This is a genomic window from Streptomyces sp. CRN 30 (genome assembly GCF_034105845.1).
Map to the genome: position 1 here is coordinate 1 of NZ_JAVRHI010000029.1, position 17,178 is coordinate 17,178.

At 74.4% G+C, this 17,178-nt stretch carries 14 protein-coding genes; 7 read left to right on the top strand and 7 right to left on the bottom strand.

Annotated features, from left to right (window positions below; translation table 11 throughout):
* The coding region (locus tag UW392_RS03125; RefSeq protein WP_320773281.1) for a cation-translocating P-type ATPase at positions 1–1,321 on the bottom strand (1,321 nt) is incomplete at its 3' end.
* 197 nt (positions 1,322–1,518) lie between these two features.
* Between UW392_RS03125 and UW392_RS03130 the strand changes: the two genes are divergently transcribed.
* A complete protein-coding gene (locus tag UW392_RS03130; protein WP_320773282.1) occupies positions 1,519–2,541 on the top strand; it encodes a hypothetical protein in 1,023 nt (340 codons plus the stop codon).
* Positions 2,542–2,578: 37 nt separating this feature from the next.
* Here the strand turns inward: UW392_RS03130 and UW392_RS03135 are convergent, their stop codons facing one another.
* Positions 2,579–3,358 carry a DeoR/GlpR family DNA-binding transcription regulator gene (locus UW392_RS03135; protein WP_320773283.1) on the bottom strand — a complete coding sequence of 260 codons (780 nt, stop codon included), beginning with the start codon at positions 3,356–3,358 and terminating at the stop codon, positions 2,579–2,581.
* A 124-nt stretch (positions 3,359–3,482) separates the two neighbouring features.
* Between UW392_RS03135 and UW392_RS03140 the strand changes: the two genes are divergently transcribed.
* Both UW392_RS03140 and UW392_RS03145 read left to right on the top strand, forming a co-directional pair.
* Positions 3,483–4,364, top strand: a complete 882-nt coding sequence (locus tag UW392_RS03140; RefSeq protein WP_320773284.1) for an SIS domain-containing protein — start codon at positions 3,483–3,485, stop codon at positions 4,362–4,364.
* 17 nt (positions 4,365–4,381) lie between these two features.
* Positions 4,382–5,239 (top strand): class II fructose-bisphosphate aldolase, encoded by an 858-nt coding sequence (locus UW392_RS03145; RefSeq protein ID WP_320773285.1) that lies wholly within the window; start codon positions 4,382–4,384, stop codon positions 5,237–5,239.
* Between the two features lie 57 nt (positions 5,240–5,296).
* Here UW392_RS03145 and UW392_RS03150 read toward each other — a convergent pair whose 3' ends face one another.
* Positions 5,297–6,427 (bottom strand): methyltransferase, encoded by a 1,131-nt coding sequence (locus UW392_RS03150; RefSeq protein WP_320773309.1) that lies wholly within the window; start codon positions 6,425–6,427, stop codon positions 5,297–5,299.
* 109 nt (positions 6,428–6,536) lie between these two features.
* Here UW392_RS03150 and UW392_RS03155 point away from each other — a divergent pair, with 109 nt between their 5' ends.
* Positions 6,537–7,259 (top strand): alpha-ketoglutarate-dependent dioxygenase AlkB, encoded by a 723-nt coding sequence (locus UW392_RS03155; RefSeq protein ID WP_320773286.1) that lies wholly within the window; start codon positions 6,537–6,539, stop codon positions 7,257–7,259.
* 62 nt (positions 7,260–7,321) lie between these two features.
* A complete protein-coding gene (locus UW392_RS03160; RefSeq protein WP_320773287.1) occupies positions 7,322–8,569 on the top strand; it encodes an ROK family protein in 1,248 nt (415 codons plus the stop codon).
* A 141-nt stretch (positions 8,570–8,710) separates the two neighbouring features.
* Here UW392_RS03160 and UW392_RS03165 read toward each other — a convergent pair whose 3' ends face one another.
* Together UW392_RS03165 and UW392_RS03170 are read right to left on the bottom strand one after the other, a co-directional pair.
* Positions 8,711–9,244: an ATP-binding protein gene (locus UW392_RS03165; protein WP_320773288.1), complete on the bottom strand. Its 534-nt coding sequence runs from the start codon at positions 9,242–9,244 to the stop codon at positions 8,711–8,713.
* A 189-nt stretch (positions 9,245–9,433) separates the two neighbouring features.
* On the bottom strand, positions 9,434–9,757 hold the full coding sequence (locus UW392_RS03170; protein ID WP_320773289.1) for a hypothetical protein: 324 nt from the start codon (positions 9,755–9,757) through the stop codon (positions 9,434–9,436).
* A gap of 353 nt (positions 9,758–10,110) precedes the next feature.
* Here UW392_RS03170 and UW392_RS03175 point away from each other — a divergent pair, with 353 nt between their 5' ends.
* Positions 10,111–11,235 carry a PLP-dependent cysteine synthase family protein gene (locus UW392_RS03175; protein WP_320773290.1) on the top strand — a complete coding sequence of 375 codons (1,125 nt, stop codon included), beginning with the start codon at positions 10,111–10,113 and terminating at the stop codon, positions 11,233–11,235.
* A 24-nt stretch (positions 11,236–11,259) separates the two neighbouring features.
* Here the strand turns inward: UW392_RS03175 and UW392_RS03180 are convergent, their stop codons facing one another.
* On the bottom strand, positions 11,260–12,075 hold the full coding sequence (locus UW392_RS03180) for a DeoR/GlpR family DNA-binding transcription regulator (RefSeq protein ID WP_320773291.1): 816 nt from the start codon (positions 12,073–12,075) through the stop codon (positions 11,260–11,262).
* A 290-nt stretch (positions 12,076–12,365) separates the two neighbouring features.
* On the opposite strand from UW392_RS03180, the gene UW392_RS03185 reads away from it, so the two are divergent.
* On the top strand, positions 12,366–14,744 hold the full coding sequence (locus UW392_RS03185; RefSeq protein ID WP_414495492.1) for a hypothetical protein: 2,379 nt from the start codon (positions 12,366–12,368) through the stop codon (positions 14,742–14,744).
* On the opposite strand, the gene UW392_RS03190 is transcribed toward UW392_RS03185, so the two are convergent.
* Positions 14,714–17,152, bottom strand: coding sequence for a right-handed parallel beta-helix repeat-containing protein (locus UW392_RS03190; protein WP_320773292.1), 2,439 nt, complete (start codon positions 17,150–17,152; stop codon positions 14,714–14,716). The two genes, UW392_RS03185 and UW392_RS03190, sit on opposite strands and share 31 nt — an antisense overlap.
* Positions 17,153–17,178: the final 26 nt, after the last annotated feature.

A 17,178-nucleotide genomic window follows, 5' to 3' on the forward strand; every position in this document is an offset into this window, starting at 1 on the left:
TGGACTCCAGGACCTCGGGGCCCTTGATGAGGATGCCGAGCTGCGCGCCGCGCCCGGTGCCGACCATGAGCGCGGTCGGTGTGGCCAGTCCCAGCGCGCAGGGGCAGGCGATGATCAGTACCGCGACGGCCGCCGTGAACGCCGCCGTCAGCCCCGCGCCGTTGCCCAGCCAGAACCCCAGCGTGCCGAGGGCGAGGGCGATCACGACCGGTACGAAGACACCGGAGACCCGGTCGGCGAGCCGCTGTACCCGCGCCTTGCCGTTCTGCGCGTCCTCCACCAGCCGGGCCATCCGGGCGAGCCGGGTGTCGGCGCCGACCCGGGTGGCCTCGACGACGAGCCGGCCCCCGGCGTTGACCGTGGCGCCGGTGACGGAGTCGCCGACGGCCACCTCCACCGGTACGGACTCCCCGGTGAGCATGGAGGTGTCGACCGCGGAGGACCCGTCGACGACCGTACCGTCGGTGGCGATCTTCTCCCCGGGACGCACCAGGAACCGCGTACCGGGCCGCAACCCGGCGACCGGCACGGTGTCTTCGCTCCCGTCGTCCCGCACCACGGTGACGTCCTTGGCGCCGAGCTCCATGAGCGCCTTCAGCGCGGCCCCGGCCCTGCGCCGCGAGCGCATCTCGAAGTACCGTCCGGCCAGCAGGAAGGCGGTGACGCCCGCGGCGGCCTCCAGGTAGATGTTGCCCGCGCCGTCCGTGCGGGCGACGGTCAGCTCGAAGGGGTGCGTCATGCCCGGCGTGCCCGCGGTGCCCCGGAACAGCGCCCACAGCGACCACAGGAACGCGGCGGAGACGCCCACCGAGACCAGTGTGTCCATGGTGGCCGCGCCGTGCCGGGCGTTGGTGAACGCCGCCCGGTGGAAGGGCCAGGCCGCGTACGTCACCACGGGCGCCGCCAGCGTCAGCGACAGCCACTGCCAGTACGTGAACTGCCACGCGGGCACCATGGCCATCGCGACGACCGGCACGGCGAGCGTCACAGCCGTGATCAGCCGCTGCCGCAGGGGCCGCAGCTCGTCCCCGTCCCCGTCCGTGTCGTCCCGGCCGGCCGGGACGGTCCCGGACCCGGACCCGGTCCCGGGCACGGACTCCCGGGCGGTGTAGCCGGTCGCCTCGACGGTGGTGATCAGGTCCCGTACGGATACCCCTGTGGGGTAGGTGACGCGGGCCTTCTCGGTCGCGTAGTTGACGGTGGCGGTGACGCCGTCCATCCGGTTCAGCTTCTTCTCGACGCGCGCCGCGCAGGAGGCGCAGGTCATCCCGCCGATGGCGAGCTGCGCCTCCGTCGTGGCGCCGGTCGCGGGAAGGGTCATCACAGCTCCTGAAGGAAGGTGTACGTCGCGCCGAGCCGCGGCGTGCGGCTCCGCTGACCTTCGGTCCTGTATACCCCCAGGGGGTATTTGAGGCAAGCGGTCCGAGGTGGTTGACTCGGTACCCCCCAGGGGTATGGTGGGCCGCACGGAGGGGCCGACCGCGACCGGCGGCCCCCGCAGCCGAGGAGAGAGCGACCATGAACACGGGACTGAGGATCACCGCCTTCGCGGCCGCCCTGGCCGCCACCTTCGGCACGGCCTACGGCGTGGGCGACAGCCTCGGCCCGGTGGCCGACGACCCCACGCCCGCCGCCCACGACGAACACGGCACCCCGGCCGGGACCCCGGCGGGCGGCGGCGGACACGGCAGCCCGGGAGAGACCCGGGAGACCCCGGAGGGCGGCGGGCACGCCGGACACGAGAGCGCCCCGGCCGGCGGACTGCAGATGTCCGAGGGCGGCTACACCCTGGACCTCGCGACCCCGCGCGTCACGGCCGGGACCCGCGCCGAACTGCGGTTCACCGTCCGCGACGACGAAGGCCGCGCCCTCACGGCGTACCGGCCCGAGCACGACAGGGAACTCCACCTCATCGTGGCCTCACGCGACCTGAACACCTACCGCCACCTGCACCCGGCCCGCGCCGCCGACGGTACCTGGAGCACCCCTGTGAACCTGCCCCGCGCCGGGGGCTACCGCGTCTTCGCCGACTTCACCCCGGACCGCGAGGGCGCCGGCAACCTGACCCTCGGCGCCGATCTGGCCGTGGCGGGCACCTACGCGCCGCGAGAGCTGCCCGCGCCGGGCGGCACCGCCGAGGTCGACGGCTACCGGGTCCGGCTCACCGGTGCCCTGCGTCCCGACCGCGCCGGGGAACTGCGCCTGGAGGTCAGCCGCGACGGCCGGCCCGTCACCGACCTCCAGCCCTACCTCGGCGCCTACGGTCACCTGGTCGCCCTGCGCTCCGGAGACCTCGCCTACCTGCACGTCCACCCGAACGGCGCACCCGGCGACGGCACCACGGAGTCCGGCCCCGCCGTCTCCTTCACGGCCACCGCGCCCAGCGCGGGGACGTACCGCCTCTTCCTCGACTTCCGGCACGGCGACGAGGTGCACACCGCGGCGTTCACCGTCCGGGCGGGCGGTACGCCGACGCCGGGCCCGTCGTCCTCCGAGGCGACCGGCGAGGACACCCACCCGGACGCGGGCCACGGCCACTGAGTCCGGTACCGGAAGGCACCCCCTCCGGTGACCCGGCTCAGACGGCGACGACCGTGACCCCCGCCTCCTCGAACCGCCGTACCGTCTCCGGGTCGGCCGCCGCGTCCGTGACCAGCGTGTCCACCGCCTCGGTCGGGCAGATCCGGGCGAACGCCCGCCGGCCCAGCTTGGTGGAGTCGGCCGCCACGACCACGCGCTCGGCGCGCTCGCACAGCAGCCGGTTGATGGCGGCCTCCGCCTCGTCGTGGGCCGCCGCGCCGTGCTCCACGTCGAACGCGACGACACCCAGCACCGCGACGTCGAGCGTCACCTGCCCCAGCACCCCGTCGGCGAGCGGCCCGATCAGCTCGTAGGACTGCGCCCGCGCGACGCCGCCGGTCACCACGATCTTGAACTGGGGCCGCACCGCCAGCTCGTTGGCGATGTTCAGCGCGTTGGTCACGACGGTGAGCGCGGGCGTCCCCGAGGCGAGGTCCGCGCGCACGGCCAGCGCCCGCGCCACCTCCGTGGTCGTCGTACCGCCGGTCAGGCCGACCGCCTCGCCGGGTGCCACCAGGGCGGCGACCGCCTGCGCGACCCGCTCCTTCTCCGAGGCGCGCCGCGCCGTCTTGTACCGCAGCGGCAGCTCGTACGAGACCCCGTGCACCACCGCGCCGCCACGGGTGCGCACCAGCATCTGCTGCTCGGCCAGCTGGTCGAAGTCGCGGCGGATGGTCGCCGCCGACACCTCCAGCTCGGCCGCCGCCTCCTCGACATCCAGCCGGCCGCGCTCGACGAGCAGCTCCAGCAGCGTCTTCCAGCGGGCGTCGCGCGACATGCGCACTCTCCGTTCCTCGGTCCCTGGCCGACCCTAACGCACAGCCGCTCCCGCAGAATGCTTGATTGTGCTCGAAAGCTCGCTATATCTTGCAGGAACAATCAAACCCGAGGAGGGTCCGGCCATGACACATGTCGAGGACGAGCTGAACAGCCAGCCGGAGTGCTGGACGCGCGCGGCGGCGGAGGCGGAGCGGCACGGCGACGCGCTGCCGGCGCCGGGGGAGCGGGTCGCGATCGTCGGCTGCGGCACCTCGTACTTCATGGCGCAGGCCGCGGCGGCGCTGCGCGAGGAGGCGGGCCAGGGCGAGACGGACGCCTTCGCCGCCTCGGAGTTCCCGTCGGGGCGCCGCTACGACCGCGTCGTCGCCCTGACCCGCTCGGGCACCACCACCGAGGTGCTGGAGCTGCTCGGCCGGCTGCGCGGCACCACCCGTACGACCGCGATCACCGCCGACCCGGCCACGCCCGTGATGACGGCGGCCGACGACGTGATCGTGCTGGAGTTCGCGGACGAACGCTCGGTCGTGCAGACCCGGTTCGCCACCACCGCGCTGACGCTGCTCCGCGCCCACCTCGGCCTGGACGTCGAGGCGTCCGTCGCCGACGCCCGCGCCGCGCTCGCCGCCGACCTGCCCGAAGGGCTCGTCGACCGCACCCAGTTCACCTTCCTCGGGCGCGGCTGGACCGTCGGCCTCGCCAACGAGGCCGCGCTCAAGATGCGCGAGGCGTCGCTGTCCTGGACCGAGGCGTACCCGGCCATGGAGTACCGCCACGGCCCGATCAGCATCACCACCTCCACCACGGCGACCTGGACGCTCGGCGAGGCCCCCGAGGGCCTGGCCGAGCAGGTCGCCGGGACCGGCGGCATGTGGGTGGAGGGCACCCTCGACCCGCTCGCCGAACTCGTCCGCGCGCAGCGGCTCGCGGTCGCCGTGGCCGCCGCCCGGGGCCTGGACCCGGACCAGCCGCGCCACCTCACCCGCTCGGTGATCCTCACCCCCTGACACCGAAGGACGCACCCGTGCCCCTCGCCACCACCGGCGACCTGGTCGCCCGCGCCGCGGCGGACCGCACCGCGGTCGCCGCCGTCAACGTCATCACCCTGGAGCACGTCGAGGCCGTCGTCGCCGGCGCCGAGTCGGCGGGCGCGCCCGTCGTCCTCCAGGTCAGCGAGAACGCCGTGCGGTTCCACGGCCGGCTCGCCCCCCTGGCCCGCGCCGCCGTCGCCGTCGCCGAACGCGCCGACGTGCCCGTCGCCCTCCACCTGGACCACGTCAAGGACGGCACCCTGCTGCGGCAGGCGGCCGACGCCGGCTTCAGCTCCGTCATGTACGACGCCTCCACGCTGTCGTACACCGAGAACCTCGACGCCACCCGCGCCGCCGCCGACTGGGCGCACTCCCGGGGGCTGTGGATCGAGGCGGAACTCGGCGAGGTGGGCGGCAAGAACGGCGAGCCGCCGCTGGACGCGCACGCGCCCGGAGCCCGTACCGACCCCGCCGAGGCCCGTGCCTTCGTGGCCGACTCGGGGGTGGACGCGCTGGCCGTCGCCATCGGCAGCTCGCACGCGATGACCTCGCGCACCGCCGTCCTCGACCACGACCTGCTCAAGGCACTCGCCGGGACGCTGGAGGTGCCGCTGGTGCTGCACGGCTCCTCCGGTGTCCCAGACAGCGAACTGGCGGCGGCGGTCGCGGGCGGCATCGCCAAGGTCAACGTCGGTACGGCCCTCAACATCGCCATGACCGGGGCGGTCCGGGAGTATCTCGCCGCACACCCCGACGCGGTCGACCCCCGGCGCTACCTCGCCGAGGGCCGGGAGGCCATGGCACACACCGTGACCGACCTCGTCCGACTGCTCGGCAGGGTCACTTCATGACGCCGGTCACTTGCCGACGCCGGGCACTGCTTGAAGCCGGGCACTGCTTGAAGCCGGTCACTTCTTGACGGCCTTCAGCACGACGAACTTCGGGTCGCTCGCGACCAGTTCGCTGTTGCCGAAGAGGCGCCGCAGCCGCGTGTGGTAGCCGAGGTGCCGGTTGCCGACGACCCACAGCTCACCGCCCGGCCGCAGCGCGCGCCGGGCGCCGCTGAACATGCGCCGCGCGGTGGCGTCGGTGGTCGCCTGGTGGGAGTGGAACGGCGGGTTGCTGAGCACCAGGTCGACGCTGTCCGCCGCCACCCCGGCCAGCCCGTCGCCGACCCGGAACTCGGCGTGCGCCCGCGCCCCGCTCTCCCGGTACGTCGCCTCCGCCGACGCCACGGCCTGGAACGACTCGTCGGTGAAGAGCACGTCGGCCCCGGGGTCGGCGAGCGCCACGGCCGTACCGACCACACCGTTGCCGCAGCCGAGGTCGACCACCCGCCGGCCCCGGGCCTCCGGCAGATGCGCCAGGAAGAACCGGGTGCCGATGTCCAGCCGGTCCGCGCAGAAGACACCCGCGTGGTTGACGACGGTGCGGCCCGAGACGGGGCCGATGCCGTCGGGCAGCCGGTAGCCGAGCGGCCACGGGTTGGCGGGCCGCTCCAGCGCGGGGTCCGGCGTGCAGTGGATCAGCCGGGCCTTCTTCACGGCGAGCGAGGTCCGCGTCGGACCCAGCACCCGCTCGAACACCCGCAGCGTCGAGGTGTGGATCTCCTTCACCATGCCGGTGCCGACGACGACCGTGTCCGCGTGCACCGACGGCGCCAGCCGCAGCAGCTGGTCCTCCAGCAGCGCGAGGCTCTTCGTCACCCGCACCAGCAGGACGTCGATCCGCGGCGGCGGGACGTCCTGGGTGGTGAGCAGCCGTACGGCGTCCGGCGCGATCCCGTTGCGCGCCAGATTGGCCCGGGTCGCCTCCCGGCCGAGGTGGGAGTCGGTGATCTGCACCGGGCGGTGCGCCGCCAGCGCCGTGGTCAGCGCGCCCCAGCGGTCGCCGAGCACCACGACCGTCCCGGACAGCGGCACCCGCCGCTCCGCGAGGTCCCCGAGGAGGTACTCGTCGGAGGCGTCCCAGGCGCGCAGCCGGTCACGCGGGTCCTCGGGGAACCGCGCCAGCACCGGCGCTCCCCACTCGGTCGTCATACGGTCAGCGAGCTCGTCCATCGTGCGACCAGGCTAGCGGAGCCGCAGCTCAGGCCCGTGCGGCGGTGGGGGCGGCGGCGGGCGCCGCCGGTCCGGCAGGATGGCACACATGGACGGCGAGCTGTTCCCCAGGGACCGTACCGAGACCGCGCCCGGCGCCGCGCACCTGCCGGACTGGCTGGACGCCGGAGCCCAGCGCGACCTCCTCGACGCCTGCCGCCGCTGGGCCCGCCCGCCCGCCGGCCTGCGCACGGTCCGTACCCCCGGCGGCGCCACGATGACCGCACGGCAGCTCTGCCTGGGGTGGCACTGGGGTCCGGTACGCCGCTGCCCGAACTGCGGCCGGGCCGTGCGGGACAACCCGGACTGCCCCGGCCCGCACTTCTACCCGTACGCCTACTCCCGTACCGCCCTCGACGGTGACGGCGCCCCGGTCAAGCCCTTCCCGCCGCTCCTCGGCGACCTCGCGCGCCGCGCGGTGACCGACGCCTTCGGCGCGGCGGCGGTGCCCCCGGTCCCGTACGACATCGCCCTGGTCAACCTCTACGGCGCCGACGCCAGAATGGGCATGCACCGCGACGAGGACGAGCGGTCGGCCGCGCCGGTGGTGTCCCTCAGCCTCGGTGACACCTGCGTCTTCCGGTTCGGCAACACCGAGACCCGCGGCCGCCCGTACACCGATGTCGAGCTGCGCAGCGGCGACCTGTTCGTGTTCGGCGGCCCCGCGCGGTTCGCGTACCACGGTGTGGACCGGGTCCGTCCCGGCACCGCGCCGCCGGAGCTGGGCCTCGACGGCCGCCTGAACATCACGCTGCGGGTGAGCGGTCTCTGACCCCGTGCGCGCGGGGCGTTCCGGTCGGTGCGCTCCCCGCGGATCATGGGAGACTCGCCCCCATGAGCGGGACAGCGGACCCCCGGAGGGCGGGGGACGGAACCACCACCAGGACACGGCTGGACCGGGGGCGCGGGGCCCTCGGACCCGCGTTGGAGCTCGTGCACACCGGACGGGCGCCCACCCGCGCGGTCCTCACCGCCGAACTGGGGGTGACCCGGGCGACGGCCGGTGCGGTCGCCGCCGAGCTGGAGGCGCTCGGCCTGATCAGGGTCGACGCGCGCCCCGGTGCCGCAGCCGGTTCCCAGGGCCGGCCCTCGCACCGGCTCTCGGTGGCCGAGGACGGTCCCGTCGTCCTCGCGGCGCAGGTCCACGCGGACGGTTACCGGGCCGCCCTCGTCGGTCTCGGCGGCCGGATCGTCGCCACCACCCCCGGCTGTGAGATCGTCGACGCCGATCCGGCGAAGGTCCTCGGCTCCGTCGTCGAGGCCGGCGCCGAACTCCTGGACCGCACCGGGCGCCGCTGCGTCGGCGCGGGGCTCGCCGTGCCGTCGGCGGTGGCCGAGCCGGAGGGGCTCGCCCTGAACCCGCTCCACCTGGCCTGGCCCGCGGGCGCGCCCGTCCGGCAGATCTTCGCCGAGCGGGTGCGCGCCGCCGGGATCACCGAACCCGCCTTCGCCGCCAACGACGTCAACCTCGCCGCCCTCGCCGAACACCGGCACGGGGCCGGGCGCGGCTCACGCGACCTGCTGTGCGTCGCCACCGGGCACCGGGGCGTCGGTGGCGCGCTGGTCCTCGACGGCCGTCTGCACTCGGGCAGTTCGGGCCTGGCCCTGGAGGTCGGCCACCTCACCGTCAATCCCGAGGGCCGCCCCTGCCACTGCGGCGGCCGCGGCTGTCTGGACGTGGAGACGGACCCGCTGGCCTTCCTGACCGCGGCCGGCCGCGCGCCCGGTCCCGAGCCGTCGCTGCTCCAGCAGTCGATCGACCTGGTCCGCGAGGACTACACCGACCCGGCCGTACGGACCGCCGCCGAGGCGCTGATCGACCGTCTCGGTCTGGGCCTCGCGGGCCTGGTGAACATCCTCAACCCGGACCGCATCATCCTCGGCGGGCTGCACCGCACGCTGCTGCGCGCGGATCCGGAACGGCTGCGCGCGGTGGTCGCCGACCGCAGCCTGTGGGGCCGCAGCGGCGGCGTCCCGATCCTCCCCTGCACCCTGGACCACAACAGCCTGGTGGGCGCGGCGGAACTGGCCTGGCAGCCCATCCTGGACGACCCCTTGACCGCGTCCCCGCCCCGAACCTAGAACGCCCGACAGACCCGGGCCCGGTTCCGTCCGGACGCCGGCCACGGTGGGGCACGCGAGACGGTGGGGTGCGCCCCACCACCCCGCGCCCCCACCGGGGGATGCCGCGGCGGGCGCGCGGCGAGGCAGGTCACCGCCCGGTCAGCCGGCAACGGCCGACCGGGCGGGAGCCGGGTGCGCCCTGCGCAGTTCGACGGCGGCGCCGACCGGGACGAAGGTCTCGGCCGGCACCTCCTCGACCGCACGTCGCGGCGGGCGCGCGGGCAGGGACGGCAGCGACGGCGGGGTGGAGAGCGTGAACCAGACGACCTTGCCGGACTCGCCGTCCGGCCGGGCACCCCAGTCGTCGCTCATCTCCGCGACCATGGCGAGACCGCGCCCGCGGGTCGCGAGCGGTCCGGCCTCGTCCACCGCGGGCAGCCGCGGATCGCCGTCCCGCACGGAGACGGTGAGCCGGTCGAGCAGCAACTCGATCCGGACGGTGCACGTCTTGTCGGGCCGGGCGTGCAGATGGACGTTGGTCAACAACTCCGTTACACCGAGCGCCGCCCGGTCGATAAGGGAATCCATGTGCCAGTAGCGCAATTGCGCAGATACGATTCTGCGGACCTGGCCGATCCGCGACGGCAGGGCTTGGAGCTCCACCGCGCAGTGCCTGCTTGGGTGAGTGATCACGGCTGCGACTCCCCGACATAGAGGTCCGGAAGAACACTGAGGACGGATCCAGCAGACGCCCGCGCCAACTCACGCAATCGCCCGCTGTCATTGGCCGGCGGGCTGGTTCGCAGCGTTATCGCCGGTAAACCCAGAGTGACGTGAGACCAGCGTGGCGCAGGGGCGGTGACGGCGCAACTCGCGGTCATCTCAGCCGCTGTGCCCCGCCGCCCGGCGCACGGCCTCGATGAACCGCCGCGCGGCGGGTGGCCCCGCCTCGCCCGGGGCGGGATCGGACTCACCGAGGGTCAGCAGATAACGCGTGCCGTCCAGGTCCGCGAGCGCGCGGTCCTCGGGGGCGAACCACGGTTTGGAGGCGCGGACCGACTGCACCGGAGCGCTGTCGATCTCACTGCCGTAACTGGTGAGCAGCTCAAGCCGGCCGTCGCTGATCCGGACCTGCCCGGCCCGGGTGAGCGATCGCAGCCGCTTGTCTATCCGCACCCCCGTGGCCGTGAACTCCGGCTCCGCCATGCCGCAGCCCCCTCGTGCGCGTAGGTGTGCCGGCAACCGCCCGGAGAGGGCCGGTGCCGACTCGTGTCAAGATCCGATGTCCAGCGTGTCCCGCGGCGGGACCGCCGTCCCACCTCGTCGAGCAGTCTGCCTGCCCCCGGCGTCGAGCACCAGTACGCACAGTCCCTTTCCGGATACGGTCCGGAGCATTGGCACGAATGCGCCCCCGTCGTGCCCCACTCCGCGCTCCAGAAGTTCCTTTGAGCCTCCCCAAGGTGTGTTTATGCAGGTGAGAGGCGTCAGAGAAAGCTGCTTATGATCGGAGAAGGCCGCCGCGCCAGGTGTCGTCGGCGCGCAGCGTAAGGAGCCCTGCCGTGAGCACTCCCCAGCCCACCGTGACCGGTGCGACCCTGGACGTCGACCGCAGCGACACGGCCTACCGCGGGTGGCTGAAAGAGGCCGTCCGCAAGGTGCAGGCCGACGCGAACCGCTCGGCCGACACCCATCTGCTGCGCTTCCCGCTGCCCGAACCGTGGGGCATCGACCTCTACCTCAAGGACGAGTCGACCCACCCGACCGGCAGCCTCAAGCACCGGCTCGCCCGCTCACTCTTCCTCTACGGCCTGTGCAACGGCTGGATCCGGCCGGGGCGCCCGGTCATCGAGGCGTCCAGCGGCTCGACGGCCGTGTCCGAGGCGTACTTCGCGAAGCTGATCGGTGTGCCCTTCATCGCCGTCATGCCGCGCACGACCAGCGCCGAGAAGATCCGCCTCATCGAATTCCACGGCGGCCGGTGCCACTTCGTGGACGACCCGCGGAGGATGTACGAGGAGTCCGCCCGCCTCGCGGCAGAGACCGACGGGCACTACATGGACCAGTTCACCTACGCCGAGCGGGCCACCGACTGGCGCGGCAACAACAACATCGCCGAGTCGATCTTCCGCCAGCTCCGCCTGGAGCGGTTCCCGGAACCGGCCTGGATCGTCGCCACGGCGGGCACCGGCGGCACCTCCGCGACCCTGGCCCGCTACGTGCACTACATGCAGTACGACACCCGCGTCTGCGTCGCCGACCCGGAGAACTCCTGCTTCTTCGACGGCTGGACCACCGGCGACACCGACGTCACCTGCGACTGCGGCTCCCGCATCGAGGGCATCGGCCGGCCCCGCATGGAACCGAGCTTCGTGCCCGGCGCGATCGACCGGATGATGAAGGTGCCCGACGCCGCGAGCGTCGCCGCCGTCCGCGCACTGGAGCGGGTCATCGGCCGCAAGGCCGGCGGCTCCACCGGCACCGGACTCTGGAGCGCGCTGAAAATCGTCGCCGAGATGGTGGCCGAGGGCCGCGAGGGGAGTGTGGTGACGCTGCTGTGCGACCCCGGCGACCGCTACCTCGACAAGTACTACTCCGACGCCTGGCTCGCCGAACAGGGCCTGCGCATCGAGCCGTACACCGCCGCGATCGAGTCCCTGCTGCACACCGGCGTCTGGCCCGACTGAGACCCGCCGCGCCGTACCCGGCGTTCAGTCGCCGTCCGGTTCGCCCGCCACGATCACCCGCACGTGCTCCGCGATCTCCGCACGCGCCTCGTCCGGCAGCCCCGCATCCGTCACCAGCGTGTCCACCCGCTCCAGCGCCGCGAACGAACTCAGGCCCACCACACCCCACTTGGTGTGGTCGGCGACCACCACGACGCGCCGCGCCGAGTGCACCAGCCGCCGGTTGGTCTCGGCCTCCGCGAGGTTCGGCGTCGACAGCCCGGCCTGAGCCGATATGCCGTGCACCCCGAGGAACAGGGTGTCGAAGTGCAGCGCCGCGATCGCCTGGTCGGCCACCGGGCCCACCAGCGAGTCCGACGGGGTGCGCACCCCGCCGGTCAGCACCACCGGCGCCGCCTGCCGCGCCCCCGGGGCGCGCTGCGCCGCGTGGAAGACGTCGGCCACCCGCACCGAGTTGGTCACCACCGTCAGATCCGCCACGTCGACCAGCCGGTGCGCCAGCGCGAACGTCGTCGTACCGCCCGACAGCGCGATCGCCGAACCCGGCGCGACCAGTTCCGCCGCGGCCCGCGCGATCTCCTCCTTGGCGGTCGGCTCCAGACCCGACTTGGCCTCGAAACCCGGCTCGTGCGTGCTCGCCTCGACCACCGGCACCGCACCGCCGTGCACCTTCTCCAGCACACCCTGCCGGGCCAGCGCGTCGAGGTCGCGGCGGACCGTCATGTCCGACACGCCGAGCCGGCGCGTCAGCTCGTTGACCCGGACGCCGCCCCGGCGCCGGACCTCGTCGAGGATCAGGGCCCGCCGCTGCTCCGCGAGGAGGTTCTGATTCTCGCTCACGTACGCTCCGGTCCTTTCGCCGCCGACCCGTCCTGACATCCGCCCGGCGCGCCCGCTGCGACGCGGGCGTCCCCACGCCCCGGCGCGCCGACCCCCCATCCTCGCACGCCCCATGGCGGACCGCGCCACCGCCTGCCCGTCGCGCACATGTCACCCCGGCCTCACCCGTACGCCGTACGTCACACGGATCGGGGAGATTCCGTGGGGAGGGGTGTACACCGACCGCTCACCGGAGATCCTGTGCCCGCACGGACAGAGCCGACGGCGCGTCACGGGGGAAGTGCGACACAGTGGACCAGACGCAGGAGCGAGCCGCGCGCAACGGCGCGGCGGACGACGGACAGGGCACCCCGACGGCACTGGAACTGCTGGTGCACGGCGTGGGCGGCACCACCCCGGAACGCATGCTGGACGACCCGCGCACCGTCCGGGTCACCGGCGACGACATCGCGGCCGTCTTCCGCCGCGCCGAGGACACCGACGCCGAGACCCGCCCCGGCGACCACCGCGAGAGACCGGTGCCCGAGGCGTACGTCTGGTGCAACCTCACCTCCGGCAACGGCACCCGCGCCCTGTGGCTGCTGCTCCTGCCGTTCATGGTGGTCAACCTCGCCCACTGGATGCGGCCCGACACCCGGGGCCGCAAGCGCACCGTGCGCCTGTACGGCCTGCTCGTCCGGCTCGCCGGACTGACCCTCACCGTGCTGCTGGTCGCCGCGGCCGCCGAGGTCGCCCTCGACCTCGCCGCCTGGCAGTGCGCGGGCACCGAGGCGTGCGCCACCCGCCACTCCTGGCTGGGCTTCCTCTCCCCGGCCGGGTCCGGGAGCGGATGGTGGAGCCCGCCCGGCCGCCGCCTCGCCATCGCCGCCCTGGTACCCGCCGCCCTCACCGGCCTGCTCTGGTACCTCTCCCTGCGCACCTGGCGCGCCTACGAGTCCCAGCAGCCGATCGACCGCGACGCCGCACCTGAGGAGGACCCCGCCCGCATCGCGCTCGGCCGCCCCGGATTCTGGTACGGCCGCCGCCTGGTGGCCCGGCTGCGCGCCGCGCACACCGCCGCCGGACTGCTCACCGTCGCCACCGCGGTCACCGTCCCCGCCGCCGGCCACGACCGCCGCCCCGGCGGACCCGCCGCCCTGGACCTCGCGGGGTGGCTGCTGCTGACGGCGCTCGCCGCCGCCGCGGTCACCGTGGTGTTCGTGGTCTGCCGCCGGGGCCGCCGCGAACGGCTCCTCGACGTCGCCCTCGACGAACACCTCGTACGGCGGCTCCCGCTCGCCGCGCTCGCCCTGTTCGCGCTCGCCCTGCTGTACGCCGGCTGGGCCCGGCCGGGCTGGGCGTCCGCGGGGCGGCTGCCCGGCGACGCGGCCTTCGGCGGCATCGCCCTGGTCCAGGGGCTCCTCGTCGTCGCCCTCGCCGTCGTCGCCCACCTGCTGCACCGCACCGCGCCCGACCCCCGCGCCGCCATGCGCGGCCTCGGCGGACCCGCCGTCGCCATGCTGGCCTGCGCCCTGGGCGGCGTCATGTCCGGCGGGGTCGCCCAGCGGGTCTCCGACTGGCTGGACGGCACCGGCACCTCCCTCGACGGCCCGCCGACCCTGCTGACCTGGCAGGCGTCGGTCATCCCCCCGCTGCTGGCCGTCGTTCTCGCGCTGTGCGCGCTGCTCGCCCGGACCACCTGGCTCCGGGCCCGCGCCGAACGCACCACCGTGACCGGCGACCACGCCGACGAGGCCGGGGACCCCGCCCGCACCCGCCGTATCGCCGCCGCCCGTGCGATGGCCGGTCTCACCGACCGCGCCCCGCTGCTCATCGCCGTCGTCTCCACCGCCACCTTCGTGCTCGGCATGGGCGCCCTGGCCGGCGCCACGGCGACCGACCGGACCCCCGCCGAGGCCGCCGAGGGCACCTGGGCCGTCGTGCACGGCGCCGCCGAGACCGCCCAGGCCCTCGGCTCCTGGCTGATCGGCCTCGGCTTCATACTGTTCGTCACCTGGGGCCGCCGCGCCTACAAGGACGCCTCCGCGCGGCGCACCATCGGCATCCTGTGGGACGTAGGCACCTTCTGGCCGCGCGCCGCCCACCCCTTCGCACCGCCCTGCTACGCCGAGCGCGCCGTGCCCGACCTGACCTGGCGCATGGCCACCTGGACCCGTGCCACCGGCGGCCGGCTGGTCCTCTCCGGGCACTCCCAGGGCAGCGTGCTCGCCGCGGCGGCGGCCTGGCAGCTCGCCCCGTCGGTCCGCAGACGCGTCGCCCTGCTGACCTACGGCTCCCCGGTGGAACGCCTCTACGGCCGCTGGTTCCCCGCCCACTTCGGCCCGGCCGCCCTCGCCGCCCTGCACCGGGAGATCGACTGCTGGCGCAACCTGTACCGGGAGACCGACCCGATCGGCGGCCCGATGCGGCTGCCCGGCGACTGCGGCCCCGAGGTCGACCGCGCCCCGCTCGAGGACCCCCTCGCCTACGGCCGCACCGCCCGGCACCCGCTGCCCGCACCGATCCTCGGACACGGCGACTACCAGGCCGACCCGGCGTTCGCCGAGGAACGCCGACGGCTGCTGGCCCGGCTCCGCCCGGGAGTGCCCGCGCCCCGGGCCACCGGAGCCGAGGCACCGCCGGGCGCCGACGGCGAGGGTCAGGGCTGCTCGGGCAGGTCCTCCGCGTAGAGCAGCGTCAGATCGTCCGTGCTGGGGTCCGTCACCTGCGCGACCCGGCTCGCGTGCCGCTCCACCATCGCCTCGAAGGTCTGGCGCGCGGTCCGGCCGTTGCCGAACGCCGGACCCTTCGGCAGGTCGGCGAAGTACTCGAGCAGCCCCTCGGCCGCACCCGGGGCCAGCCGGTACTCGTGCTCGTCGGCCTGCTGCTCCACGATCCGCAGCAGCTCCTCGGGCCCGTAGTCGCCGAAGGTGATGGTCCGTGAGAACCGGGACGCCACACCGGGGTTGACCGAAAGGAACCGCTCCATCTCCGCCGTGTAGCCCGCGACGATCACCACGACCGCGTCCCGGTGGTCCTCCATCAGCTTCACCAGCGTGTCGATGGCCTCCTTGCCGAAGTCCCGGCCCGCGTCCTCGGGGGAGAGGGCGTACGCCTCGTCGATGAACAGCACACCGCCGCGCGCCTTCTCGAACGCCTCCTGGGTGCGGATCGCCGTGGAGCCGATGTGCTCACCGACCAGGTCCACCCGGGACACCTCGACCAGGTGGCCCTTCTCCAGCACCGCGAGGGAGGCGAGGATCTCGCCGTACAGCCGGGCCACCGTCGTCTTGCCGGTGCCCGGGGACCCGGTGAAGACCAGGTGCCGCTTGACCGACGCCGCCTTCAGGCCCGCCTGCTGCCGGCGCCGCCCCACCTCGATCATGTCGATCAGCGCCCGCACCTCGCGCTTGACGCTCTCCAGGCCCACCAGCGCGTCCAGTTCACCCAGTACGGCCTCGGACTCCCGGACCGGCGCCACGGGCGGCGCGGCCGCGACGAGCGGCTCCTGCTCGGTGCTGCGCTGGCCGGGGATCGTGCCCAGCAGCCCCGCGGACCGGCTCACCGTCTGCACGGCCGGCTCCCGCGCCTCGGGCGGCCGCACCCCGGCACTCTCGTCGCTGGTGCACTCCTCGACCACCGGACCGGCGTCCGGGCCCGCGTCCGGCCCGGCGTCGGCGAACTCGTACCCGCCGCGCGCGCAGCGCTCCGTACGGCACTTGCGCAGCGTCGTGCGGCAGCCGTCTATCACGTGGAAGCCGTAGCCGCCGCTGCCCGTCACCCGGCAGCCCAGGAAGCTGCCGCGGCCCCCGGCCGACACGTACGCGCCCGCCTCGCCCGGGGAGTCGATCGTGCAGCGCTCGATGACGGGGTCGGCGCCCTTGGTGACGATGACACCGGTGCGGGTGGAGTCGATCGTGCAGTTGTTCAGCGTCCCGCCGCTGCCGTGGTCGCGGAACCAGGCGCCGGTCGCCGCCTCCCGGATGCGGCAGTCGTCGAGCTGCGCGGTCGCGCCGTCGCTCACCGACACCGCCGTGTTGCGGACCTGGGACAGGTCGCTGTCGACGACGTCCACGCGGGAGCCGCGGTCCAGCACGAACAGGGCGTCGGGTACGTCGTGCACCCGGCAGGAGTCGAGGACGGCGGTCGCGCCGTCGCTGACCCACACCGCCGGGTAGTCGCCCGTACTGTCGAAGATCTCGCACTGGTTGGCGTCCACGCGCGTGCCCGGGTCCCACACCGACAGGCCGTTGCGGCCGAACCGCCGCACACTGGTGCGGGTCAGGGTGAGGACGCTGCGCGAACGCAGGTCCACCGCGTTCTCCGGGATGTCGTGGATGCGGCAGTCGGCCAGCGTCAGCACCGCGTCGGTGTCCAGGGTGATGCCGTCGGAGGTGGTGCGGTGCACGTCGCAGTCGGTGAGGTGGGCGGTGGCCCGGCCGGTGACCTGGACGCCGCTGCCCCGCACCTCGTACAGCTCGCACCCGACCGCCTCCACCGCCGACTGCTCGCCGGTCGCCGTCAGGCCCGAGCCCCCGGCGTGGTGGATCCGGCAGCGGTCCAGCCGGGGACGGCCGCCGGAGCGCACCGCGACGCCCTCCTGCCCGGCCGCGACGACCTCGCACTCCTCGAACACCCCGCCGCCGCCGTCGACCACGGCGATGCCGATGCCCGCCGGATTGTCGACCGTGCAGCGCCGCACCGTCGGCCGCGCGCCGCCGCGCACCTCGATCCCGGCGGCGGAGCGGGTCACGACCCGCACGTCGAGCAGTTCCGGGGTGCCCTCCTCGACCAGCACCGCGGGTGCCGCCGCGTCCTGGCCCTCGATGTGCAGGTCCTGCACCACGGCGGAGGCGCGCACGGTGAGCGGCACCCCGTCCGCGGGCGCGATCCGCACCGACCCCTGCGAGCCGTCGGGGCCGCGCAGCGTCACCGCCCGCTGGACGACGAGGTTCTCCCGGTAGGTGCCGGGGGCGATGGTGAGGACGTCACCCTCGGCCGCGGCCTCCAGGGCGGCGGCGAGCGATGCGTACTCGCCCGTGCGGCGCCGCCACCGCGACGTGCCGGTGTGCGTCACCTGGACCGTGCCCTGTGCCATGGTGCTGCTCTGCCCCCACCTCATCG